At 40.2% G+C, this 24,151-nt stretch carries 18 protein-coding genes and 1 pseudogene; 11 read left to right on the top strand and 8 right to left on the bottom strand.

Going from position 1 to position 24,151, the window contains the following annotated elements:
- Positions 1-57 precede the first annotated feature (57 nt).
- Complete coding sequence (gene torR, locus SFRI_RS10235; protein WP_011637451.1) at positions 58-783, top strand: two-component system response regulator TorR; 726 nt, start codon at positions 58-60, stop codon at positions 781-783.
- Here torR and torT read toward each other — a convergent pair.
- Positions 773-1,846, bottom strand: coding sequence for a TMAO reductase system periplasmic protein TorT (torT, locus tag SFRI_RS10240; RefSeq protein WP_011637452.1), 1,074 nt, complete (start codon positions 1,844-1,846; stop codon positions 773-775). The genes torR and torT overlap by 11 nt on opposite strands.
- A 73-nt stretch (positions 1,847-1,919) precedes the next feature.
- Between torT and torS the strand changes: the two genes are divergently transcribed.
- Positions 1,920-4,964: a TMAO reductase system sensor histidine kinase/response regulator TorS gene (gene torS, locus SFRI_RS10245; RefSeq protein ID WP_150099382.1), complete on the top strand. Its 3,045-nt coding sequence runs from the start codon at positions 1,920-1,922 to the stop codon at positions 4,962-4,964.
- Positions 4,965-5,103: 139 nt separating this feature from the next.
- On the opposite strand, the gene torD is transcribed toward torS, so the two are convergent.
- The 5 genes from torD to SFRI_RS10270 form a co-directional block, all read right to left on the bottom strand.
- Positions 5,104-5,745: a molecular chaperone TorD gene (gene torD, locus SFRI_RS10250; protein ID WP_404948498.1), complete on the bottom strand. Its 642-nt coding sequence runs from the start codon at positions 5,743-5,745 to the stop codon at positions 5,104-5,106.
- Between the two features lie 100 nt (positions 5,746-5,845).
- Positions 5,846-8,338, bottom strand: a complete 2,493-nt coding sequence (gene torA, locus SFRI_RS10255) for a trimethylamine-N-oxide reductase TorA (RefSeq protein ID WP_011637455.1) — start codon at positions 8,336-8,338, stop codon at positions 5,846-5,848.
- 12 nt (positions 8,339-8,350) lie between these two features.
- A complete protein-coding gene (gene torC / locus SFRI_RS10260; protein ID WP_011637456.1) occupies positions 8,351-9,529 on the bottom strand; it encodes a pentaheme c-type cytochrome TorC in 1,179 nt (392 codons plus the stop codon).
- A gap of 42 nt (positions 9,530-9,571) precedes the next feature.
- Positions 9,572-9,742, bottom strand: a complete 171-nt coding sequence (locus SFRI_RS10265) for a nitrate reductase (protein ID WP_011637457.1) — start codon at positions 9,740-9,742, stop codon at positions 9,572-9,574.
- Positions 9,743-10,140: 398 nt separating this feature from the next.
- The gene (locus SFRI_RS10270) at positions 10,141-10,734 is read right to left on the bottom strand and encodes a response regulator transcription factor (RefSeq protein WP_011637458.1); all 594 of its coding nucleotides are present in this window, start codon (positions 10,732-10,734) and stop codon (positions 10,141-10,143) included.
- Positions 10,735-10,935: 201 nt separating this feature from the next.
- Between SFRI_RS10270 and SFRI_RS10275 the strand changes: the two genes are divergently transcribed.
- The 9 genes and pseudogenes from SFRI_RS10275 to SFRI_RS10315 form a co-directional block, all read left to right on the top strand.
- A complete protein-coding gene (locus tag SFRI_RS10275) occupies positions 10,936-12,789 on the top strand; it encodes a sensor histidine kinase (RefSeq protein ID WP_011637459.1) in 1,854 nt (617 codons plus the stop codon).
- A 253-nt stretch (positions 12,790-13,042) separates the two neighbouring features.
- Complete coding sequence (gene phsA, locus SFRI_RS10280) at positions 13,043-15,325, top strand: thiosulfate reductase PhsA (protein ID WP_011637460.1); 2,283 nt, start codon at positions 13,043-13,045, stop codon at positions 15,323-15,325.
- Positions 15,326-15,353: 28 nt separating this feature from the next.
- Positions 15,354-15,926, top strand: a complete 573-nt coding sequence (locus SFRI_RS10285) for a 4Fe-4S dicluster domain-containing protein (protein WP_011637461.1) — start codon at positions 15,354-15,356, stop codon at positions 15,924-15,926.
- Entirely contained in the window at positions 15,923-16,864 is a 942-nt protein-coding gene (nrfD, locus tag SFRI_RS10290; RefSeq protein ID WP_011637462.1) for an NrfD/PsrC family molybdoenzyme membrane anchor subunit, read from the top strand. The genes SFRI_RS10285 and nrfD overlap by 4 nt, the downstream gene beginning before the upstream one ends.
- A gap of 1,076 nt (positions 16,865-17,940) precedes the next feature.
- Complete coding sequence (locus tag SFRI_RS10295; RefSeq protein WP_011637463.1) at positions 17,941-18,201, top strand: hypothetical protein; 261 nt, start codon at positions 17,941-17,943, stop codon at positions 18,199-18,201.
- A gap of 420 nt (positions 18,202-18,621) precedes the next feature.
- Positions 18,622-19,035: a nucleoside diphosphate kinase regulator gene (rnk, locus tag SFRI_RS10300; RefSeq protein WP_011637464.1), complete on the top strand. Its 414-nt coding sequence runs from the start codon at positions 18,622-18,624 to the stop codon at positions 19,033-19,035.
- Between the two features lie 1,018 nt (positions 19,036-20,053).
- The gene (locus SFRI_RS10305) at positions 20,054-20,323 is read left to right on the top strand and encodes a hypothetical protein (RefSeq protein WP_011637465.1); all 270 of its coding nucleotides are present in this window, start codon (positions 20,054-20,056) and stop codon (positions 20,321-20,323) included.
- Between the two features lie 303 nt (positions 20,324-20,626).
- Entirely contained in the window at positions 20,627-21,097 is a 471-nt protein-coding gene (locus SFRI_RS10310) for a GNAT family N-acetyltransferase (RefSeq protein ID WP_244262870.1), read from the top strand.
- Between the two features lie 335 nt (positions 21,098-21,432).
- Positions 21,433-21,678: pseudogene (locus tag SFRI_RS10315) on the top strand (type I restriction endonuclease); the annotation flags it as partial.
- Positions 21,679-22,099: 421 nt separating this feature from the next.
- Here SFRI_RS10315 and SFRI_RS10320 read toward each other — a convergent pair.
- Together SFRI_RS10320 and SFRI_RS21010 are read right to left on the bottom strand one after the other, a co-directional pair.
- Complete coding sequence (locus tag SFRI_RS10320) at positions 22,100-23,407, bottom strand: tyrosine-type recombinase/integrase (RefSeq protein WP_011637468.1); 1,308 nt, start codon at positions 23,405-23,407, stop codon at positions 22,100-22,102.
- 79 nt (positions 23,408-23,486) lie between these two features.
- A complete protein-coding gene (locus SFRI_RS21010; RefSeq protein WP_011637469.1) occupies positions 23,487-23,774 on the bottom strand; it encodes a hypothetical protein in 288 nt (95 codons plus the stop codon).
- Between the last annotated feature and the right edge of the window lie 377 nt (positions 23,775-24,151).

The following is a 24,151-nucleotide window of genomic DNA, read 5'->3' on the forward strand; positions in this document are numbered from 1 at the left end:
ATATGAAAAGTTATGAATAATAACGACCATTATTAGCAACACTATCTGGATTGGACGATGGCACATCCTGGTTTAACAAATACAGTACTCGTCGTTGACGATGAAGCGGTGATCCGAGCTCGATTAAAAGGTTATTTTGAGCGTGAAGGTTATCGGGTGCTTGAAGCTGGAGACGGCGAACAGATGTGGCAACAGTTTACAAATCAACATATCGATTTGGTGATGTTAGATATTAACTTACCCGGTACCGATGGTTTGAGCTTGGCACGTGAACTGAGAAGCCGTTCGGATGTGGGCATTATTTTAGTCACAGGTCGTGATGAAACCATTGATAAAATCGTTGGTCTTGAAATGGGCGCTGATGATTATGTGACTAAACCATTTGAATTAAGAGAACTATTAGTAAGAGTTAAAAATTTGTTGTGGCGAATTTCATTAGTTAAAAAAGCACAGCAAGACGTTGTAGAACAATTTGAACAGTGTGACGATATCATTGCGTTCGATAAATATATTCTTGAGTTAAACAGCCGAAAACTGAGTCGTGGTGACGAGGTAATAAAGCTGACTAAAGCAGAGTTCGAATTACTTACCGCCTTTGCATTGCATCCGCAGCAAGTACTATCTCGTGAGCGACTAATGCAGCAAACAAGCCACCGTAATGAAGATGTAAATGATAGAACCATTGATGTCATTATTCGTCGATTACGAAACAAGCTACAGGCTGACCTGTTTGTAACGGTTCATGGAGAAGGCTATTTGTTTGCGACAAAGATTAAAGATTAGTTTTTGGCGTCACGCGGTAAATAGGGTAAAAACTTGCAGGGGCTAAGCTGTTATTAAACATATCGAGTTGCACCTTTCCTTGTTCTAACGCCTGTATTTGTGGGCCAATATCACCAAATGATTGTGCTCCCTCAAGTAGTTTTACCATGATGTCTATTGCTAATTTACCTTGTAACACCACTTGATCATCACTGCTGAAAGCGACTTTATTACGATGCAGTCCTCGCAATGTCGCTGGCGATAGATAACTGCTCACAAGCTTTACTTGGCCAATTAATTGTTTATGTTGCAATGTTCCAATTGCTGCTTCGATAGCAACAGCACTGCCTATAATATAGCTAGGAATATGATCATTAAGCAGATTATGAAGTTGGTCACGATAAAGGTCACGATTATTATCGGTATGGCGAATTGATGTAATCTCAATATGACTATTGGCAATAGCATCTTGAATACCGAGCTCAACCCAATCGCTGCCACCAACACTTTCTGGACCAGTGAGTAGTGCGAGTGTTACTGGAGATGATGGCGGTATTTTTTTAACAGCTTTAGCAATAAAGTGGCCAGCTTCCCAGCCCATTTGATACCAATTAACGCCTACACGAGTCGTTATCATGGGGTTATCGAGTCTATTCACTAACGCTATGATGGGTTTATTAATCTGTCCCGGATAGTTATCAAGTAAATTAGGGGCCACGGCACCGAGTAAGATGGCATCGAACGGCTGATTAAGGCAGTATTCAAGTTGTTTTAGTTGTTGCTCTTTTCTGTAATAACTGCCGGCTTCAAATAATTCTAAATTAATGCCTAATTGGCTGGCTTTTGACACCAAACCGTAATCAATGCCGATCCAATAAGCATCTTTGAGGTGAGGTACTAAGGCACAGATCTGCCAAAGCTTTTTGGCCGAAGTCAGTTGTTTATATTGTATCGATTTTACTGTTTGAATTTTGGCATTAAATGGCGTCCGCTGTTGTAATGTCCAGCTAGAATCTAATGTAGCCTCAGCAAGTAATGGTATTGTCCCTAAGCAAGCTATGAGCAAATAAATAAGTCGGCGCATTATATTGTCTCGATTAAGGTTTCTAAACAGAACACTAAGATTTTTTGTAATTATAACATTTTAAGGAATGACTGTGAGCCCTTTATCACTATCAGGCAAGAGCTTAGTGGGTCGCCTTATGTTGGCATTTTGTCTGCTCGGATTGTTATTGTTAATGTTAGTTAGCCTTGGCAGCATTTCGCTTTATTGGGTAAAGCTGGCTGACCAATATTTATATGAAGAGGCGTTACCCGCATCTGAGGCTGCAAGGCAATTGATGCAGTCTTCTAATGGCTTGCTCGACAATGCCCAAGCGCTGGAACGAGTGGAACAAGAGGCACAACGCGTTTTCCTTGGTCGTAAGTTGTCACTCGAAAGCACTAATTTACTTTCCGCTATTGAACGACTCAATTCGTTAAATCTACAAAATCATGGTGTCGATAAAGATAAGCAATTAGCGCTATTAGCTGGTGAAATTATCCATGACTTATCGGTATTCGGCCGCCAAGTGGGTAAACGTTTAGTGTTGGCGGCTCAATTGAATAATAAAGGAAGCGCACTCGCGGAAGCAGCCAGTAAGAGTAGTGTTTTACTTGAAGCAGAACAAGCTGTGGTCGATTCAACCATTCTGGCCAAGTTGAGTTTAGCTTACCCTCAAGTGGTTGGTGCTGAACAAAGTGCCCAACTTTTGGACTCCATCATAGAACAAGACTTGGATGTCCGTGAACGTTTAAATCGAGCTTTGGGATTGATCCATCACATTGAGTTAGTAGGGCAGTTATTACAGTCTCCAGAACAACAACTTGGATTAAATAACGTACTCGACAATATGGCTCGAGTACTGTCTCCAACGACTTATACCATTAATTCTACTCGCGATAACTCCCAAAACGGTAATGAAATACCGAGCCCTTATACTGCTTCAGGCACGAGTGGGCAAATTGATTTAATGCCTCTAGAATTACTTAAAGGCTTAATTCGAGATCCGGTTAGAGCGACAGAGCTTGAGCACCAATTGATAATGTTAAGGGAGGTGAATGTTGGCTTAAGTTTGCAGCAGCAATATGCTCAATTGCTAACGAAACAAAATGCGCAGCTGTTAACGCTGACGGATAAATTAGGCCAACTGAATAAGTCAGTCGATAGCGCAATGAAAGCACAACAGCTACAGGCAGAACATGCCCGAAGTAATTTTTTACAGCAATTACTGTGGGCTAAATCAGGACTGTGGGCGACAGGTATTTTGATGTTAATCATTATGCTGTTGGTGGTTTATCGAGTTATTTATAAAGGTATAGCTTTACGCCTAAGTGAAGCAACTGCAGCATTATCTCAATTAAGTCAGGGCAATACCGAAGTAGTACTTGATCCTCACGGAGACGATGAACTCACCGCGATGGCTTCTGCCATTGAAGCTTTTAAACAAAAAACCGCGCACAATCAAGCACTGCAATCTGAATTACAACAAACGGCATCAGAATTATTTGCCCATAAAGCCTCACTTGAAAGTACCGTGCAGGCACGTACACTCGAACTGGCTGAAACCAACCGTCAACTAGACGCTGAAGCAAAAGGGCATTCGACGGCTAGAGTGATGGCAGAACAAGCTAACAAGGCAAAATCGCTATTTTTAGCGACCATGAGCCATGAAATCCGTACTCCGCTAAATGGTCTTTTAGGCACCCTGACTTTACTGAGTCACTCGCCATTACCTCCAGCACAAAAACAAATGTTGGCATTATCGCAATACAGCGGCACCTTACTGCAAAATGTACTTAATGATATTTTGGACTTTTCCCGTTTGGAGCAAGGTAAATTAACTAACGAACCACGGGCTGTTGCGCTTAATGAGCTGCTCGATGAAGTGATGGCAATCATGTTAGCTGGTGCGGGATTGTCAGGTATCTCGTTATATTTAGTTCGCGGTAATTTACCTAAATGGATAACGGTAGATGGCCCCAAATTGCGCCAAGTGTTGTTTAATTTGCTCGGCAATGCCATTAAATTCACTCCAGCAGGAGAGGTTACATTACGGGTAAATGTGGTCGAAAAACGATTAACCTTTGAAGTGGCAGATACTGGCGTTGGCATAAGTAAAAAGGCCATGGATCAATTGTTTATCGCCTATGGTGCACAGCCTAATCAAGGCAGAACCAGAGGCACAGGACTCGGGCTCGCAATTTGTAAAGAATTAGTCTCGTTAATGAATGAGGTTAATACTGCCAATGATTCTATTTGGGTCAATAGTAAAGTGGGTGAGGGTTCCACCTTTGGTTTTAGTTTGCCATTGCACATCTGTGAGCAAGAACATGAGGTTATCTGTGCAACATTACCTAAAGTTGATCCTAAATGTGTACTCGTTATCGAAGACAACAAAGTCAATTCCATGGTGGCCCAAGGGTTTTTAGCACATCTTGGACATCATTCCGTACTGGCTGATAGTTGTACTCAAGCAAGAGCGTTGTTTAACGTCGATAGTGCGTTGCAGTTTGACGGCATTATGCTTGATATTCAATTAGGTGATGGCTCAGGAATTGAGTTATTAGTAGAGTTGAAGAATATTGCTAATGCAGCCAAAAAAAACATCAGCATAGCCGCTTTTACGGCACAAATTCAACATGATGACATAAACGAGTATCGAGCAGCGGGCTTTGACGACGTATTAGCCAAACCGCTTAATATGAAGTTTTTAGCCAATTGGATTGGTGATGCAAGTGACAAGTCAGCAATCAACAGCGACAACACGAATAAGTTAACTAAGATGGATAAACACAAAGGCTTTACACAAACGACCATAGATCAAAAATTTTCAGTTGGTAATGAAGACAATCAGCCTTTACTCGATGAAAAGCAAATTAATGAAGACTTACAATATCTTGGTACAGAAGCTGTTAAAGAGATGTTAGCGTTATTTAAAGTCAGTAGTACACAACACATCAATGCACTGGCAGCTTTACCTACAGATAGGCCAAAAGTGTTACACGCACTTAAAGGCAGTAGTGCCAGCATTGGCTTTATTCAGTTGAGTCAGTTGTGCAAACAATTAGAAAAAGATGGCATTAGTGATGATTCATATTTGTTGCTTAAGCAAGTATTGCAAGCATCCATTAACGCACTTGAGTTGAAAATCTCTATCTAAGTTGTTGTAAATCAGGGATATTAAATATAGTTGAGTGTTAATAACCCTAACTCTATTTATCCTGAACTCAAACATTACATATAAAAACACCGAGCTTGCTCGGTGTTTTTATATGGGGGTTAATTATATAGATATCCTGTTACTGAGCACCTTTTAGTCCTACACAATCGCTTTCAACCCAAGCCAGAGTGAGGTGAGCAATGGCTGAATAAAACTGACCAGTATCCACAGAGGTAAGTCTATCTACAAAACGGGGTAACCAAGCGTGGAGATATTGCCTAATAAAGCTGAGCTGAGTGTTATCGTCACAAGCACACGCTTGGTGAGCGACATAAGCCAAAATAACGGCAATATGGTCAGACGGTTCAGGAAATTCACTTTGAACCGTTAATTGGCTTTGTTTTAGATATGTTTGCATTTGCTGATGCTGTTCACCAAATAAGAGTATGTCGTCCTTGGCAACTGCATTATCGTTAAGATATAAACTGGCATAAGGACTGGCGCTATGCTTTGTACCTACTAAAAATAGGCCACAATAATCGGCAGCAAGCTCTAATAAAGCATGATCAGTATTGACGCTGTTAAGGGTTGAATTAAGCACTGAGTTTATGGTTTCAATGTCTTGACTCAATAACGGGTCACTGGCCAATTGAGCAAAGAATGCCTGAGCCTGACTTGCAGTTAGCTCTTGTAATAGCTGTTGGTCTAGCTCTTTTGCAAACAGTGATGAGAGCAGCTTATACACCATCGAACGACCCTGGTTCATTGGCGTGTTATACAATATCTTGTCATTCATCTATGTTATCTCCTGACCCTATTATGGCTGTTAACTTAAGCGCCAAGAATTAAATCGCTTGGCGCACAGTGATAATACTTACACGTTATAGCTGCGTTTCTATTGGGCCACTAAAAGAACTGACGTCAGGTAACTTACCTTGATACTTTTCGAAATCGACCAAGCAAGTGTATGCGGAGCAAGCCTGGGCAAGCTTTGATGTACCAATATCTTGCGTTAACGTATTTGGGTCACCATAGCTGCACAACGCCCCAATTTCACTACCGCCTTCTTTAGACCCATCTTTACCGACTGGGCCATACCAAGCCCCTTCATGAATTCGGATAACCCCACTAGGGAAGCTGTCGGATACCACTGCACCCGCTAACAGTTGACCTCGGTCATTAAACACACGAACAACATCGCCATCTTTAATGCCGCGCTGTTTTGCATCGGTAGGATTCAAGTACACGGGTTCACGACCTTGTACCGTATAGGTTTCCCGATATTGCTGCGACTCACACATTTGTGAATGTAAGCGTTTATCTGGGTGGCAAGATTGCATCCACATTGGGTATTTATCTGAACCAGGACCACCATGGCTGCGCTCTGACTTTTCTATCCAAGTAGGATGGCCAGGACAGTCATCGTAATTGAATTGGGCGATTTTACGGCTGAAAATTTCAATCAAGCCCGATGGTGTACCCAATGGATTCATTTCAGGATCATCCCTAAAGTCAGCATGGCGAGTCCAAGGTTGGCCTTCACCAAAATGTACATAACCTTGTTTCCAGAACGTGTCGAAATTTGGCATATCGAACTTACCGGCATTATCGGCTTTACAGTCCTTATAAAGTTTCTTAATCCAGTCAAATTCAGACATGCCACGGGTATATTCTGTCTCTTTACCCATTATTTTGGCAAAGCGGGTAAAGATATCAAAATCAGACAAGCTATCAAATAATGGTTCAACCATTTTTTGCATCGCTAAAACACCACGGTTAGCGTAGCTGCCATAAACGTCAATGTCATTACGTTCAAATGTAGTACAAGCGGGTAAAACGATGTCTGAGAAACGGCACGTTGCTGTCCAGTTAATGTCGACAGTGACCACACATTCAAGCTTTTGAAATGCTTGCTTCATCTTATTTCTATCTTGGTGATGACTCCATGGATTATTACCTGAAAATACCATCATCTTAATATCAGGATAAGTGACCTTAGCCCCGTTGGCATCGATGGTTTTACCCGGTTCTAAAATGGCATCAATCCAACGTGCAATCGGAATGGTGCTACTCGCACCTTTAAAATCATTACTGTCGAATAATGGCTTTTGGCCTTCATCAAGATTACGAGGAAACGCGCCCGGTGCCGCTGCGCCCGATGAAGGAACACCAATACTTGAGTAATGATGGCCATAGCTGATACCACCACCAGGTAAACCAATTTGGCCAATCATAGTGGCAAGTACAGCTGCCATCCAATAAGGTTGTTCACCGTGTTGTTGACGTTGAATACACCAACCCATCATGATTTGAGTACGACCTTTGGTCATCACTTTAGCTAAATCACGTATAATTTCAGGGCTAACACCAGTAATTTTACTGGCCCACTCTGGTGTTTTAGCTACGTTATCTGACTCGCCTAAAATATAAGGTACGAATCTGTCGAAACCTAGGCTGTAGCCCTCAATAAATTTTTCATCGTGTAACTTACTGGTGATCATTTCATGGGCAATACCCAGCATTAACGCAACGTCAGTTTGTGGGTTGACGTAAAGTTGCTCACAGCCTAAGTATTTTTGGGTTTTAGTGACCACTGGGTCGATACTGATCACCCGGATCTTACCTTGTTTTACTTTTTCTTTAAGCTCCGCTAGATAAGCGAACGATTCATGGGTTTCGGCGTTCCAACCCACTTGCAGGTTTTTATAGGGATCATTTGACCACAAAATGATGGTTTTAGATTGCTCAAGGATCAACGGCCATGAAGTACCTTGGGCATAAACTTCAGTAGAACCTAAAATATAAGGCAAAATAGTTTGGCCAGCACCCGTTGAGTAGTCACCTATTTTTTTGACAAAATTACCGTGCATTCCAACAGCGCGTTGCATGTGACTGGTACTTGAATGCAGTTGTCCAGTGGCGCGCCAGCCAGTTTGACCTGCGTGCAGTCCTGATGGGCCATATTGAGTCTGTACCTCATCAAGTGAATCTTTAAACAGAGTCAATGCTTTATCCCAAGTGACACGGACAAAGCGAAAATCACCTCGTTGACTGGTATCGCTTTTATGACCTTTCAATAAAAAATCTAGGCGTACCATAGGGTAGCGAACCCGTGAAGGGTTGTAGACTAAGCCTTTAACGCCATTAATCATATCGGTAGGGTATTTGTCCAACTCAAATGGAATCACCTGGTCAATCACGCCATTCTTACGTTTCATCTTGAATGCACCAAAGTGCGAACCGGTAGTCAACCAGTCGTCATTTGCTTTAGTGCCCGCAGCTGCAAGGGCATTGAATGGTGCCAAAACTGATGTACTGCTTAGTCCAACATAAGAAGTCGCCACTAAGCCTTTAAGAAAATGTCTTCTGTTCATGATGATGTCCTATTAATGCGCCGACTTATCGAAAGTAGATGAATGCTCTTGTAAGTACTTTTGTACAAGCGCTTGAGTGTCTTGGTCCATGTTGACGAATGCAATCATGCCTTTAAACATTCCAGGCCAGCTGTTAGCGTCAAAGTGTGCTTCTGCTGGTTGGGTATGGCACACACTACAACTTCTGGTATAAGTGGTGCGGGCATAATCCCAAAGTGGCTGTAAATCGTTAATTAGGTAGTCAGCATCTGTCCAAATTTTGGCTTCAACACGCTGCCATGTTAATCCGGTCATAGGGTCTTCTTTCTGTTCAAAAACATTCATTACGCCTTCTTCTAACGCAGCATCTTTTGATAACTGAGCTGACAGAATGTTAAGACCAAAATCGAAATAGATAACACGACCAGCACCAATTTTTTTACGCCAACCATTAATCCCAACTAGTACACGACTGCCATTGATTTCAAGTACCGTCACTTTAGTGGCAATGTTTAACGTGCCAGCTTCAACATCTGTTTTTTGATTAAAATAAAGGGGTTTAGTCAAGGCAGTAAAGTACTGAGCACCAACCACAAGACCAGTTTCGCCAGATCCTACTTGTGCAATGAGTTCTGGTGCACGAGAAGTCCCCATGTCAGGAAGTTTGTGAGCAATACCTTTATGGCAATCAACACAGCTCTGGTCTATCTCTGCTGCACGCTTCATTTGTTTTTGCGCCAACTTTGACATGTCATCCCATTTCATCGAGTCATAGTTATGGCAGTTTTTACACGCCAAAGAGTTATCACGGTCGAAGCGTTTCCACTCACGGCTAGCCATCTCTAGACGTTTTGATTCAAATTTTTCTTCAGTATTAACAGTTTGCATCAACCAACCCCACATATCATGTGATGCTTCAATCTTGCGCCCAATTTTACGACTCCAGTTATGAGGCACGTGACAATCGGGGCAAGTGGCCCGAACGCCAGAGTGATTAGACCAATGAACCGTTTGCTGTAGCTCTTGGTAGGGCTTGCTTTCCATACTGTGACAGCTAATACAGAACTCTTCAGTGTTGGTCATTTCCAGTGCGGTATTAAAACCACCCCAGAATATAATCCCCATTAAAAAAGCAGATAGGCTAATTGTGCCTAATGTAAGATATTTGGCAGGCTGGTTTAGCCTCCGCCAGGTATTAATAAACCATTTCATAACAGCATCCTTTATAAGATTGACTCATAATTTGTTTGAGGATTAGTGCGCAACAACGCCACCAAATGCTTGGATCATCCAAATGACAAAACCGTACGCACTAATGCTGGTTACGGTGATAATGGGAAAGAATAAAAAAATGATAAATCCAAGAGCTTTCAGCTCCTTAGACTTCACATTACTTTGGGGATCTACTACGTTTTTTGTTGTCATAGCTTGCTCGCTTAAAAATTACCTTTGCTGATGACAGCTATATTAGATAACAATTGTTAATGGCACTCAGACAGTGGATGAATGAACGTAGACAATATATGAAAGATTATGAACAGACTGATTGAGGGTTAGCTTGCTGTGAGGATTAACAATGTACGGCTTTATAAAATCAACTTAAGAAGGGTATCAATCAAGGGTCACTAAAATGTACAGTGCTTAATAAGCTAAATAAAAGTGATAGCAAACTTAATAACTGTTAATACCACTCAAAAGTTGGGATTCATAACCGGGGACAACATTTATAAAAGGTATCATATAAATTGCGTTGCAATTTGCTTGAAAAACATAGGGCTATGGGCAGTGTAAACACAATTGAACATGTCATAAGCTAGTAAAAACTAGGCTAATAAAGGGCTGAATTTAGCCAGTTCAGCAGCATTATGCACAGCTAGTTTTTTAATAATTTTAGAGCGGTGCACCTCAATTGTGCGCAGAGAAAGGTATAATTCATCTGCCATTTGTTTGTTAGTTTTACCTTCAATTAATAGATGCAATACTTGGATTTCACGCTCTGTTAACGTGTTATATCGTTGTTTTAGTAGAATAGATTCAAACATCTTATGACTACACGTAAAGGCCTTTTCTATAGCGACAACCAGCTCTTTACCGTTCACAGGTTTTTGAAAAAAATAACAGGCCCCTTGTCTAAATGCATTTACCGCCATCGGCAGATCACCGTGACCTGTTAAAAAAATGATGCCTAACGGACTGTTAGCGGCAATTAATTTTTGTTGTAGTTCTTGGCCTGTAATTTCTGGCATTTTGCTGTCCACAATAAGACAACCTGGTAGGGTAATATCAATGGTATTAATAAACGAAATGGCACTATTGAATACCTGTAAGTTGTATTCATATTGCAATAGCATAAATTGCATAGAATCAAGAATTGCTAGGTCATCATCCACCATATAAATATCTTTAAGCATGTGCATATGTAGTATCAATTCATTAAATGTTAACACAGTGTAAGCATTGTTGATTGTGGATCAAGTTGTTCGGTTGCTTTTGTGCTGTATGCATCTGTTTTGTTAATTAAGTTGCACTACACTGAGTTTGTTGCATAAAAACGGGTTGCTTTGTTTATGACTAAGTACCGATTAACTAAATATTGTTAGATGGCTAAAAGGTTACGGATGCGAATTGAAACTTTGCTGATTGGAGCACTTTCATTAATTCTTGCTGGATATTTAACTCAAGCAAGTGCGCAGCCTGTAACACCTGATGCGGACATTGAAAAACCCATTACGACTCAAACTGAAGTACATTACCGAGTTGCAGTGCTTGCCAATTATGGTGTGGCTAAAAGTATTGAACGCTGGCAGCCATTAATGGACTATTTAAGCCAAAATGTTGCCAATGCCAGCTTTGAAGTTGTGCCGTTAGACTTCAACAACATGAATCAAAAGCTAATCAGTGGCGACATACAGTTTGTTGTCACCAATCCTGGCCATTACTTTAATATGAGTGGCGACTATCCAATTTCCTGGTTGGCAACCATGAAGAGCAATCAACATAATGGCAGCACCTTTGCGATAGGTGCGACTATTATCGTCCGTAAAGACAGTCATTTGTTTAGTGTAGAAGATCTTGCTGGTCATTCCGTGGTGGCCAGTGATCCTAATGCATTAGGAGGGTACCAAGCCGCGATAGGGCTAATTCATTCAATGGATTATTCGATCAATAACTTCTTTTCCAAAGTGACGTTTCTCGGTTTTCCTCTTGAACCGCTTATTTATCAAGTCCGCGATGGCACAGCTGATATAGCCATTACTCCATTTTGTACTTTAGAACAGATGGTTGCAGAGGGTTATATCGAGGCTAGCGATTATCGTGTAATAAATGATGTCACTCCAGCTGATTATGAATGTGCTGTAAGCACCCCTTTATATCCGAATTGGTCGTTTGCATCGTCGGATGCGGTGCCGTTAATGGTGAGAACGGGGATCACTCGGGCATTACTGTCGATAAGTATGGATGACCCAGCGTCAATCATCGGACAAAATCGAGGCTGGGCAGCTCCCATTAGTCAGTTTCAAGTGGTTAAATTGTTTAATGACCTTAACTTAAATGCAGATGATAGCCCTGTGCATCTACAGGTGTTGCAATGGATAAAGCTTAATCAAAAATGGGGCTTTAGTTTATTGGGTTTATTTGTTATCGCGACCATATATCATCTTTGGTTGGAATATAAATTTAGACAAAAGAGCGAGTTCTTAATCAATACAGAGCGCCAATTGAAAAATAAAGCATTGCAGCTTGAGCGCATGCAAAGCGCAGCAATTTTAGGTGAAATAGGAGCCGGTTTAGCTCACGAACTCAATCAACCCATTGCGGCCATTACACAATATAGTGAAGGCGGTATGATTGAGCAGGCAAAAAATATTGGTACAAACTCAGTACAATACCAATTACTTGAAAAAATACACCAGCAGTCAATGCGTGCAGGAGAAATCGTTCATAGGATCAGAGAATTGTTGCAACGAAAAGGTACTGCAAGTACTGAGTTTGATGTACAAGAACAATTAATGATTTGCCTAGACTTACTAGAGCATGAGTTCGAAAAAGAAAAAATCAACATCAAAACTCAATTGACTACCACTGAAATTAAGCTAAATGGTGATAAAGTTGGTTTTTGTCAGGTGTTGATTAACGTGTTAAAAAATGCCATTGATGCAGTGTCTGAAAAAGAGTTTCCACTTCATAGCCGCAAACGGATATTGATAGATTTACACATTGTTGATCAAAGTTTACAGCTGAAAATTTATGATAATGGTATTGGGTTAACCTGTGCCAACGATGATTTTAAAACAAGTTTCTTTTCTACCAAAGCCAATGGCTTAGGGCTAGGACTGGCTATTTGTAGTGATGTTATTGCGCTTTTTGGTGGCCAGATAAACTTATCAAAATGCAAAGATGACCCAAGCCCACCGTGGCGATATGGATGTAGGGTTCTCATTGTTATCCCATTAAATGCTATGCCCGATTAATCAATCAAATACCCCTAGTTACTTTTATTCCAACCTGTCTTTTTTGGCTTATCTCATTTTATTGAGATGTTAAACCGTGACATCAATCAAATCACGCCCCTCAATGTGGTTTACCACAATACCCTTAATTTACATATGGATTAACAATGGTGTTAGCGATGATGCTGACTACAGATTGGGTCTGGTTAGTACCATTAATAATAAGTAAACAGAGAAAAACTTCGTGCTTCGTTGAAGATGAAGGGGGGCAATCATGATTGAGTTAAATCGACGTCATTTTTTAAAGGGAGCGGGTGCCAGTGGTGCCACATGTGCTTTAGCAAGCATGCTTCCTGGTTCGCTAGCAGCGTTAGAAAAGTCACCATTAAAAGGTGTTGCTTCTGAAGTTGCCAGTATTTGTGAAATGTGTTCAACGCGGTGTCCTATTAAGGCACGCATTGTAGATGGCAAAAACGTATTTATTACGGGTAATAAAGAAGCAAAATCGTTTGGTGGCAAAGTCTGCGCCCGAGGTGGAGCTGGCCATAGCTTACTTTACGATCCACAGCGTATCGTTAATCCACTTAAGCGTGTGGGTGAACGCGGCGCAGGTGAATGGGCTGAGATTTCATGGGCTGATGCTTATAAAGAAATCGCCACCAAAATGAACCAAATAAAACAACAATATGGTGCAGAAACCATAGCGTTCTCTTCAAAGTCTGGTTCACTTTCAGGTCATATATTTCATCTTGCTGAGGCTTTTGGATCGCCCAATACATTTACTCATGCCTCAACGTGCCCGGGCAGTTATGTTGTTGCTGCTAAGGCAATATTTGGCACCAAAATGAAGCGTGATTTGAGCAATGCCAAATACATCATCAACTTTGGGCATAACTTGTATGAAGGCATCAATATGTCTGAAACAAGAGGCTTGATGCAAGCTCAAATGGATAGAGGAGCCAAGTTAGTCGTATTTGAACCTAGATTCTCAATTGTGGCAGATAAGGCTGATGAGTGGCATGCAATACGTCCGGGTACCGACGTCGCGGTCGCGTTAGCGTTATGTCATGTGTTGATTAATGACAATTTATATGACCATGACTTCATTGAAAAATATGTTGTTGGTTTTGATGAGTTCGCCGCTGAAGTACAAAAATATACCCCAGAATGGGCCGAAACTATTTCAGATGTGTCTGCCACTGCCATTCGACGTATTGCACATGAATACGCAAGCCACGCTCCACACGCCGTTGTTGATTTTGGCCACAGGGCAACCTTTACACCAGAAGAGTTCGACATGCGCCGTGCACTATATGCAGCCAACATATTGATTGGCAACATCGAACGAAAAGGGGGCATTTACATGGGCCAGAAAGCACCTGGCTACAATAAATTTGCCGGTGAGAATGTGGCCCCAACGCTAGCCAAACCGGGTGTTAAAGGCATGCCTAAGCCAACGGCAATCCGCATTGACCAGGTTGAAAAGCAGTATGCAATGATGTGGTCAAATGGTGGCATTTATCAAACCATTTTAGATGCAACATTAGACGCCAAACCGTATCAATTAAAAGCATGGGTAATGAGCCGTACTAACCCAATGCAAACCCTTACAGACCGAGCCAAAGTAGAACAATCGCTTAAAAAGCTAGATTTAGTGGTGTCATGTGACCTGTATATCAGTGAAACCGCTGCATACGCAGATTATATTTTGCCAGAATCGACTTATCTTGAACGCGATGAAGAGATACAAGATAAATCAGGTAAAAATCCGGCCTATTATGTTCGTCAACGTGTGGTTGAAACCATTGGTAATACTCGCCCAAGCTGGCAAATATTTAAAGAATTAGGTCAAGCTTTAGGGCTTGAACAATTTTACCCTTGGGACAATATACAAACATTGCAATTAATGCAGCTGAATCGCGATCATAGCTTATTGGAACACATCAAAAAAATGGGTTACGTCAGCTACGGTAAGCCATTGATGTTGCGTGAACCTGAAATGGTTACCGAATTCGTTAAGGCTTATCCCAATGCCAAAAGTGTTGATGCAGACGGTACTTATGCAAGCTCAATGAGCTTTAAAACACCCAGCGGCAAGATTGAGTTAACGTCACCCAAAATAGAAGGCATGGCTCCAGGTCGAGGTGTGATTAAGCATCGCGATGTACAACTAAAACAAGCTGATGAGTTGTACTTTATACAAGGGAAGGTCGCGGTACACACCAATGGCGCCACCCATAATATTCCAATGTTAGCCAATCTTATGTCGAAAAATGCGATTTGGATCCATCCAATAACGGCCGGGCGACTCGATATCCATAGCGGTGATGCGATTAGATTAACCAGCAGTGTGGGCAGTGAGGAAGGCACCGCCTTAGTCACCCCAGGGATTCGTCAAGATACTGTGTTTGCATACATGGGCTTTGGCTCCAAAAATAAAGAACTGGTGCGAGCCACAGGAAAAGGTATCCATTGCGGCAACCTACTTCCTAATGTCATCGCCCCCATCTGTGGCATGAATTTACATACCACGGGTGTCAAGTTGGTAAAAATTTAGCCGGTAACTAATTGATTTGGAGTCTCCTATGAGCAAACGATATGTCATGGTGCATGATGAAAATAAATGCATCGGCTGCCAAGCTTGCAATATAGCTTGTCGTAGTGAAAACGAAGTCCCTGAAGGGGTAACACGCCTGCAAGTTAGAGTGGAAGGTCCTTTTGGTGAAGCACCAAACTTACATTTTAAATATCACCGAGTGTCCTGTCAGCAATGCGAAGACGCACCTTGTGTCAGTGTTTGCCCTACAGGTGCTGCTTACATAGACGAAAATGGCTTAGTGTCTATTCATAACGATAAGTGCGTTGGCTGTATGTATTGTGTCGCGGCATGTCCATACAAAGTGCGCTTTATGAATCCTATAACAAAGGCTGCAGACAAATGTAATTTCTGTAAAGACTCGCGCCTAACCAGAGATGAACAACCCGCTTGCGTTACAGCATGCCCAACAGATGCATTGTATTTTGGTGATGCTAACGACAGCAAAAGTGAGGTTGCTCAATTACTGAATACAAAAATAACCTATCAAGACAAAACGCATTTAGGTACCAAACCACGAGTGTACCGTGTTCCGACTAAACGAGGAGGGATAGAGTCATGAACAATATATGGGGCGACATGGCGCAATATGATCCAGTGACATGGAACTGGGTTATCGCCGTTTATTTATTTATGGCCGGTTTATCGGCAGGTAGCGTACTCATTGGTATTGGTATGCGTTGGTATAGTAAAGGGGGCAATATTGAAACTTCGATATTAAAAGCCTCTGCCATTATCGGGCCTGTAGCCATAAGCTTAGGCTTGGCCTGTTTAGTGTTTGATTTAACCAAACCATTTCATTTCTGGCTCATCTTAGTCAATTATAATTTTACATCTGTAATGGCGATTGGTGTGTTGGCCTTATTGGCTTATTCACCGTTAGGTATTGCTTATGCATTGATTGTATTGCGAGATGATTTACCAAAGTGGAAGTTAGGATTTTTAGCCCCAATAGGGCACATGCTATTGCCAATGCGTAAAGTAATCGAAATCCTACTGTTTGTACTTGCTATAGGTGTTGGTGCGTATACTGGCTTTTTAATCTCGGCCATGAATGCCTACCCAATGCTCAATACTGCAGTATTACCGGCATTGTTTTTAGCATCTGGTTTATCAGCGGGAGCAGCGGGTAACTTGATCGTTGCGTTAACCTGTTTTAATAGCAGCCCCCATGATAACGATGTGGCAAAAATGCATAGCCTAGATTTACCGGTAATCGTGTCTGAAATGATGTTTTTAGTGATGCTGTTTAGTACTCTTTATTTCACCGGAGGCGCAGCAGCTGAAGCATTAGCATCGTTAAGTACCGACATTTGGGCTAGCGTGTTTTGGATAGGCGTAGTCGGAATCGGGTTTATCGTTCCTATTCTGTCTATGTTTTTACCTGCCAATGCTCGTCACACTAAAGCCATCATGATATCAGTTGCCTGTTGTAGTTTGACGGGGGTTTTAGCGTTACGCCACTTCATCATCTATGCTGGACAAAGTTATATAAGTTAACCAAGAAATAAGTAAATAAGTAAATAAGTAAATAAGTATATAAGTAATCTTTTACCCTCCAGTTGACTTAAGTTGATTGGAGGGTAAAAATTAGGTCATTGGCTGCAGTATTCAGTTGTAACAACAATTAACGTGGGTCTTTGGTTTGTAACCAAACACTAATGTCGACCGTATTCACAGTCAAACCCATACGTTTGGGATGACAGCCGTAGAATACTCAACTTTACCGCTAACCTATACTTGAAGTTATTATTTAAGCTGCTATATTGGCTTTATGAAAACATCAATATTCACATTCTATTCAATTATTTTTTTAGGGAGCTTCGCCCTAAAATTCCCCGATTAAGCGGGCGTACATTTGCGCCCATCTGTTTCTGACAGAATCTACAATTAAAATTAACATTTTAAAAACAGCTTACATTTATATGTTGAGGCTTAGATTTTGTTAAACTATTTTTCGTCAATAGGATTAACTCAACCTTTGCTTTATCTACAGATAATAATTAGTTTTTTAAAAGTCTGTAATGACAATTAATTTTAATATAATACAAATAAACCAAAAAAGTTCTAAAAGGAGGGCGGTGGATTATTTATTTCAAAAAACGAGTTTGTTGCATTAAATAAACGTGATTAATATTTAGTTTATAAGGTAATAATATGTCTAAGCATGAAATGAAAAAACCATTGTTGTCGCTAAAAGAAAAGCGTAAGTTGAAAAAAGAATCAAATGCTACAGAGGTAGTCAAGGTAAGGAAGAAAAAAGGCTAGTACACTAAATATGTAGTACTTCCCCCCTTAATTAACTGAACAATTTTTGGATTAAATTTGTCAGTAAAAACACCATTTTGTGGGGCTAGGTCACAACAGTGTAGAATTGTAATATATAGGCTGAAGGTGTTTTTTATATTTAGCCTATTTTTTTACATTCAAAACTTTTGCTCATTAACATTACAGGCAGCTTAAGTGTATTAACTATTTATAATTAAAGACTTATTGGATTTTTGTTGCATTAATGATTTTTTAAAATTGATAATGATGTTAACTTTCTCTATGAAACAAAGTGCAGGAGTCTAGAGATGTCAGCAAAAAATAGCGAGGTTAAATCGCATCATGTTGGAGTAAGTATCATTAGAGCTCAAACAACTCAGCGATCAAAAAAAGTAGCCATAAGGATACCTGAAAATTACATTGGTCTAGTTAAGCAGTTAGTTAACTATTTGGATGAATTTACAATGGTTAATGGACACAAGGTTCAGGTGGAGTCTGAAAAAGTGTTAGTAAACTCTATACAACATAAGGCTCAAGAGATCATCTTTAAAGCATTAATTTCTAAATAGACTTCATGATAAAAATTTATTAAACCCTTAGTACACAAAAAGACACCAGATTAAAATTTAATACCAGAGATAATCCCCCAATCTTAAAGGTACTGCACAGCTTATTGGTTTATTTGTTAAATTCATGTGTGATTTTTGGTGTTATAAATTCAGCCGCAGAGCAATATAATAACGATTGAAAGTACAAACATGGATGTTTACATTGTAGTAGCTTGCATCTTCCGCCATATTTTAAGGTACTGGCACTCAGCTATTCAGTTATTTTTAATAAACTAGGAATAATATTTACAACCGCATGTAATTTCTTAAATTAATGTCACTAGATTAATAATGTTATTTACCTCATTGAACTTTCTAAAATCAAAGTTTGATCGTTAGGTAAAATATTCAAAGCATGATTATTAGATTTTGGAGGAAAAAATGAATAACAGACCTGAAATAACGATCTCATCACTTGATGCACAGAGATTATTTACGCTAATCGAGTCCTTACCTACAAAGAAAATGGTAGGTATAAGTGAGCTTGAAGAAGAACTCGCTCGAGCCATTATCGTAGATCCAAAAGAAATACCCACTACGATTGTTACCATGAATTCAACGGTTAAATTTACTGTCGAGGCGTCTCGAGAAGAGTTTTTAATGACGCTTGTTTATCCCAAAGATCTCGATTTGAAAGGCGATAAAATTTCTATTCTAGCGCCGGTTGGGAGTGCCTTACTTGGGTTGGCTCAAGGAGATCAAATTGAATGGCCAAAGCCTGGTGGGGGGTTAATAAAAATAACCATTAATGAAATTTTTTATCAACCAGAAAGGGCTGGTGAATACCATCGTTGATACATCATCTAGTCAATAGATTGATAAGGATCTAAACCAGCTCAATGAAGACACACTATTGAACTGGTTTAGAAATATTGGCTAAATCGTTAGACCTTAGAGCTACATTTCCTCATATTTTGAGTCTACATTGAGTTGATAACTCTAAACGTTATGTCGAAAACTGATCTAGATGCCTTGATTAAAAATGTTTGAATTCAACTCTAATCTGAGGCCGTTGAAGACTCTTTATAAAAGAATGCGTGAGCTTGATAGGACGTCAGGCTAGCTTTGGAGGGGAAGGGTCGTTCCTTGGCATCTGATCCATATGGATATGGGGAATGTCATTATGATGTCGGGAACATCATTGACCTTGCCACCACGACATTCGTGAATCCATTCACATAAGACTCCCATCTGAAGCGTTAGCATTTTCACTCTTTATTACCAGAGGGGCCGAAGACGGTTATAAACGAAGTCCAAAACTGGATTGATTTTCATCGTAATTTTTCGCTGCTGTTGTTTTTGTTAAAAAGCAAAGAAAATTGCCGGAATGCTGACGGTTTGCACAGGCTGATTCATAAACCAGAATGCGCTTTACCCCTTTGCTCTGGTGTGGGCGATGCGCACGACGTTAGTGGCCGCAGGCCATAAATACATAAAGGCCATAAGTACAAAACAAAAAACAGCTGGCTCACGGCTCAAAAGTATTACCGGGTCGACGTGAGAGTTGGGGGCGACAAGAAGGCTATTAGCAATCATCTGTTCATATATGAGTAGATGCCTTAGCTTGTAAATGAGCACAAATGGATTAGGGGCTTAACCCATTTGTGCTTCTTTAAGTATTAGTCGATGATATTGTCAGCTCAAAAAATTCGTTACGGCGCACAAAATTCAATCAGATTATCAACACAGATAAATCATACTCTACCTTTACGTTACGATATTGACTGCAACGCTCGAATATTTCAGAGTTTACTCTATTGCTTGCACTATGCTTGCGGCATAATGGCGTCAAATATTTAACAGAGTCGTTATAATGGATAAGCAGCAAGACAGTTACATGACCGAAGAAACACTCATTGAAGTAGTCGAAAATCAAATCGCCGACGGTGAACCCAAAAAGGTAAAAGAAACCTTGATGCGCTTAGTCATGACAGGTACACCGCGTGACGAAGCTATTCAAATGATGGCTTGCGCGTTGGCTATCGAAGTTTTTGATGTCATGAAAAATGGTTGCTCTTTTAACGAAATACGTTATGGCCAGCATTTGAATGCACTACCGAATATGGATTGGATGGAAGATTAATAGCAACTCATAAATTCCTGTTTTGTTAATCCCGATAAGTGACATTATCGGGGGTTAATTGAAAAGTCTAAAGTAAGATGTTGGATTTGCACTTTCGAAGAGTAGTGTTGGAGCCTGTTTAGAACTCGTAATCGCAAACTTAGTCTTTATTATGCTGATTTTGCGCTCTATTTATATAAAAGTAAGTTCACAGGTCAATGTTAAATTACTTACGAAGATTCACAGGGTTTATTAATGCTTAGATTCGAACACTGTAATGTCAAAACGTGTACTCATGAATTACTCGCCTTGGGTCAGGCCGACATGAAAATGTGGTACATTTTTGAGTGGTTAGATAAGCACGAGGAATTACAAAATGGGACTCAAGCAGAAATAATTAAACTTTATGCAAATGATGAATTGGTAGGGTACAGTCTTTTTGAAAACTTTGAAGCACGTGCAGACAAAGTTACTGTTCATCAAGGTGTGAACTATAAAGAATTGGGTATTATTCATTTTGTAACAGTCATAGAGCATCGTAATAAAGGTTATGCTACGTTGTTGGCTAATGCGTTGCTTAAAAATATTATTGAACCTATGTTGGCACGTTATAAAGATTTTCATGTTTACGTCATTGCGACGGGTCGAGCGGTCCCATTAATGGAACGGACTGATATCCCTTCAAAATACCTAATCAAGCAATTCTATTCTGATTTATCGTTTGAAGAGAAAGTTGTAAATTACCTAAGAAAACAAGAACAAAATGCATTGAATGCAGTTGCTGGTGAAATTTAAAATAAACAGCTAACAAGCCAATCTAAAGCATACTTATCATAATGCGAATAGTGAGTGTTAGAGCTTAGGCTCTAACACGATTTGGTCTAGATACGCTTTGTCTATACGAAATAAAATGCACTAAACCTCGAAAAACATGATCAGTTTGGGCGGTAAAGTAAGGCTAATCGATTTAAGATCCTTCATCAACATCAAACAATCGTAATGTTTACGCAAAATCACGCTTTTACATTTTTAGATCTGTATCTGTATGTATCCATTGGTGTTAACAAGGTTATGTGGCAAACTCAATATTATTGTCGTTTGCAATCGCGCTAGAAGGATCTAGATCTCGTATGAGTATCAATAAAGCCAAGCTTACCGAAACAGACATCATCAGCAAATTCATCATGCCAGCTATCAAAAATGCTGGGTGGGATGATATGTCGCAAATTCGCCAAGAGGTGAAATTGCGCGATGGTAAAGTCATTGTGCGTGGTCAATTGGGTGTGCGCAAAACGGTTAAGTCTGCTGATATCGTGCTGTATCACAAACCCAGTATGCCGCTGGCTGTTATTGAAGCTAAAGCAAACAAGCATGAGTAATGCATACTAAAACACACTGACAATCAAACCAAAAACATACCACAGGATTTGAAAAAGTCAGGTGGTATAAACTGACAACAAAAAGCGCTCTGAATAGGTTATTGCACCGTAATTGTGCAATGAAATCGTTAGTTTCAATATAACCATCTGATTACAAAAACTAAAACGCCAAAGTCACTAAGTGAGACAAAAGTCATTTGGTATGAGAAGCCACAAGAAGCTATTGAGTAACACTACACAAATTGTCTATTTAACATAATATACATTGTGCGCATGCTTATGCGTACATTAGACGTTATGTTCAATACTAAGTCTTTGTAGGCATTGATTGCGCATTAACAGCCTAATGTAGCTTAATGTGCTTTTATCATCGTGCTGAGATTGCATGCTTTAACTATTTACGGCTTGTGCCTGCCAATTATTTAATCTCAGCAAGATGATTTAACGGTTTATTGAATGCGCTTTGATGTCGTTCAGTTTGTGTGGTGTGTAAATACTGTGATGTTGTGTCGATGCTCTCATGACCGGCATCGGCCTGGACATGCGACAATGGTCGACGGTTGATATTGATGTCATGCGTGATCCCAGTGTGACGAATATTATGCGCACTGAGTTTTCGCATAAGTTGGCTGTCGTGTTCAAAACCATCTTTAGCAGCATTGTCTGCAGCTAAGTTAATCAGTTTATCTATTTCGTCACGTATGTGCCGAATACCAAGATTGGCGTTGATGATTCCAGATTCACGTCCATGGGCTGCGGCTTTGTGACGGACAAATATAGGATGTTGATCGTTGATGTTGGGTAAATCACTGAGACGCAGATAACGTCGATAATCAACTAGTCCAGCCAGCAATGCTTTTGATATGGCAATATTACGTGCTTTGCCGCTTTTAGAAAATGGTACGTGAAAATACCAGACACCAGAATGTGGATCTTGTCTAAACTGGCTCATGATGGGCGCGTAACCTGCACGTGCACTGATCTCGGAGATTCGTAAGTAGCAGCTATATAATAGTATGATGAGGAATAAACTGCGTTGATGCTGCTCTGGTTGAGTGTCTGCAAGCTGGCTTACGGTGCTTATAACATAAGACCATTGTAACTCTGTAAAGGCATGATGGTTATTGTCTTCGTCGATGGTAAATTTACGTTTAATAGCAAAACGACTGTGTTTTAACCATAACTGAGCCGGGTTACGCTCGGTATATTCTTCACTAATTAGGTAGCCATAAAATGATGATAATATTGCTATTTTAGTCTTCAGCGCATTATCACTCAGTTGATATGGTAGGCATTTCCCCAGGTGCTTTTTACCAATAAATGGCCGCCATTGTGGGTTTGGTGAACGCTCCCCAGTGGCTTTATCGAGTTTGAATTGCGCTACATTGAAATAGCCTATTAGTGTTTGTGGCGGCGATTGGCAGTAATCGATGTATTTGGCGATGTCTTTACGCGTTACCGCAATTGGCGATAATGCGACTACGTCAAAACACCAATGCAGAAATGTGGTTAACTCACTGCGGTAGGCTTTATAGTTGTTTTCTGACTGTTTTTGCTCAAATAACCAATCGGCACAGTGCTCTATAATGAGTCCTGCATCGGCAACTTTATCGATTGAAATTCGGGTAATATACTGATTAACAGACGCATTACCTTGTAATACATGCTCTGCAGCATCAAATAGTGGTAATACTGGTGGCAGTTCATCAGTGATATTTTTGGTCATATGATTAAATATAGGTTATTGATTGTATTACCTTATTATACTATTTTTTGCCTGATGCCGATAATGTTATTTATCGGCATCAATCGTACCGATTATTAGCGATGTGTTTTGGATATGTTGATACTGCAATATCTGTGTCTGTTATCAATTGTTGCATACAAAGCTCTACTGCAGTTGATGGCATACATGCTTGCTGACACTGCTTATTGTGACATGTCGACCTTTTTTGGCAGCTCCATAAACACAATTGCCAAACGGTTTGTTTGCTTGCCCTGTCTAGGCATTGTAAGTCTGCAGCACATAAATGACCTGCTTTAATTAATTGGGCCACTTTATCTGCATCGATAGACACATTTATTCTGTTCATGTGTGCTCCTTATTTCACGCTACTCTTTTTCATAACGTTATTGCTCTATTCCCTACTCACCCTGGAAAGATGAATGCTGTAGCTTAATAATACATTAATGAGAATAGTTATCAATTGCATTATGACTGTTCTAACCACTTCTGTGCTGTTGATCATATATAAGCGCATATAAAGGCTCACTTGAAATGTTTAATCGACAAGTGCTGTTGAGCATTAATGCAATATAATGTCAGTACTAGTCATAAGATTCGAAGTGAAATGAAATATAGACAGTAGGAGTGAAGTTTTTGACAGGATGACACTGATACTAACCATAGTGACAATTAAATAGGCCATTTCAAGACCTTTGCTATAGTGAAATGAAATGCCGAAAGCCA

Source organism: Shewanella frigidimarina NCIMB 400 (assembly GCF_000014705.1).
GTDB lineage: Bacteria > Pseudomonadota > Gammaproteobacteria > Enterobacterales > Shewanellaceae > Shewanella > Shewanella frigidimarina.

Bases quoted from the DNA above. Each gene is read 5' to 3' on its own strand.
- torR (WP_011637451.1), top strand. From the start codon at position 58: ATGGCACATCCTGGTTTAACAAATACAGTACTCGTCGTTGACGATGAA.
- torT (WP_011637452.1), bottom strand. From the start codon at position 1,846: ATGCGCCGACTTATTTATTTGCTCATAGCTTGCTTAGGGACAATACCA.
- torA (WP_011637455.1), bottom strand. From the start codon at position 8,338: ATGAACAGAAGACATTTTCTTAAAGGCTTAGTGGCGACTTCTTATGTT.
- torC (WP_011637456.1), bottom strand. From the start codon at position 9,529: ATGAAATGGTTTATTAATACCTGGCGGAGGCTAAACCAGCCTGCCAAA.
- SFRI_RS10265 (WP_011637457.1), bottom strand. From the start codon at position 9,742: ATGACAACAAAAAACGTAGTAGATCCCCAAAGTAATGTGAAGTCTAAG.
- SFRI_RS10270 (WP_011637458.1), bottom strand. From the start codon at position 10,734: ATGCACATGCTTAAAGATATTTATATGGTGGATGATGACCTAGCAATT.
- SFRI_RS10275 (WP_011637459.1), top strand. From the start codon at position 10,936: ATGCGAATTGAAACTTTGCTGATTGGAGCACTTTCATTAATTCTTGCT.
- phsA (WP_011637460.1), top strand. From the start codon at position 13,043: ATGATTGAGTTAAATCGACGTCATTTTTTAAAGGGAGCGGGTGCCAGT.
- SFRI_RS10285 (WP_011637461.1), top strand. From the start codon at position 15,354: ATGAGCAAACGATATGTCATGGTGCATGATGAAAATAAATGCATCGGC.
- nrfD (WP_011637462.1), top strand. From the start codon at position 15,923: ATGAACAATATATGGGGCGACATGGCGCAATATGATCCAGTGACATGG.
- SFRI_RS10295 (WP_011637463.1), top strand. From the start codon at position 17,941: ATGTCAGCAAAAAATAGCGAGGTTAAATCGCATCATGTTGGAGTAAGT.
- rnk (WP_011637464.1), top strand. From the start codon at position 18,622: ATGAATAACAGACCTGAAATAACGATCTCATCACTTGATGCACAGAGA.
- SFRI_RS10305 (WP_011637465.1), top strand. From the start codon at position 20,054: ATGGATAAGCAGCAAGACAGTTACATGACCGAAGAAACACTCATTGAA.
- SFRI_RS10310 (WP_244262870.1), top strand. From the start codon at position 20,627: ATGAAAATGTGGTACATTTTTGAGTGGTTAGATAAGCACGAGGAATTA.
- SFRI_RS10320 (WP_011637468.1), bottom strand. From the start codon at position 23,407: ATGACCAAAAATATCACTGATGAACTGCCACCAGTATTACCACTATTT.
- SFRI_RS21010 (WP_011637469.1), bottom strand. From the start codon at position 23,774: ATGAACAGAATAAATGTGTCTATCGATGCAGATAAAGTGGCCCAATTA.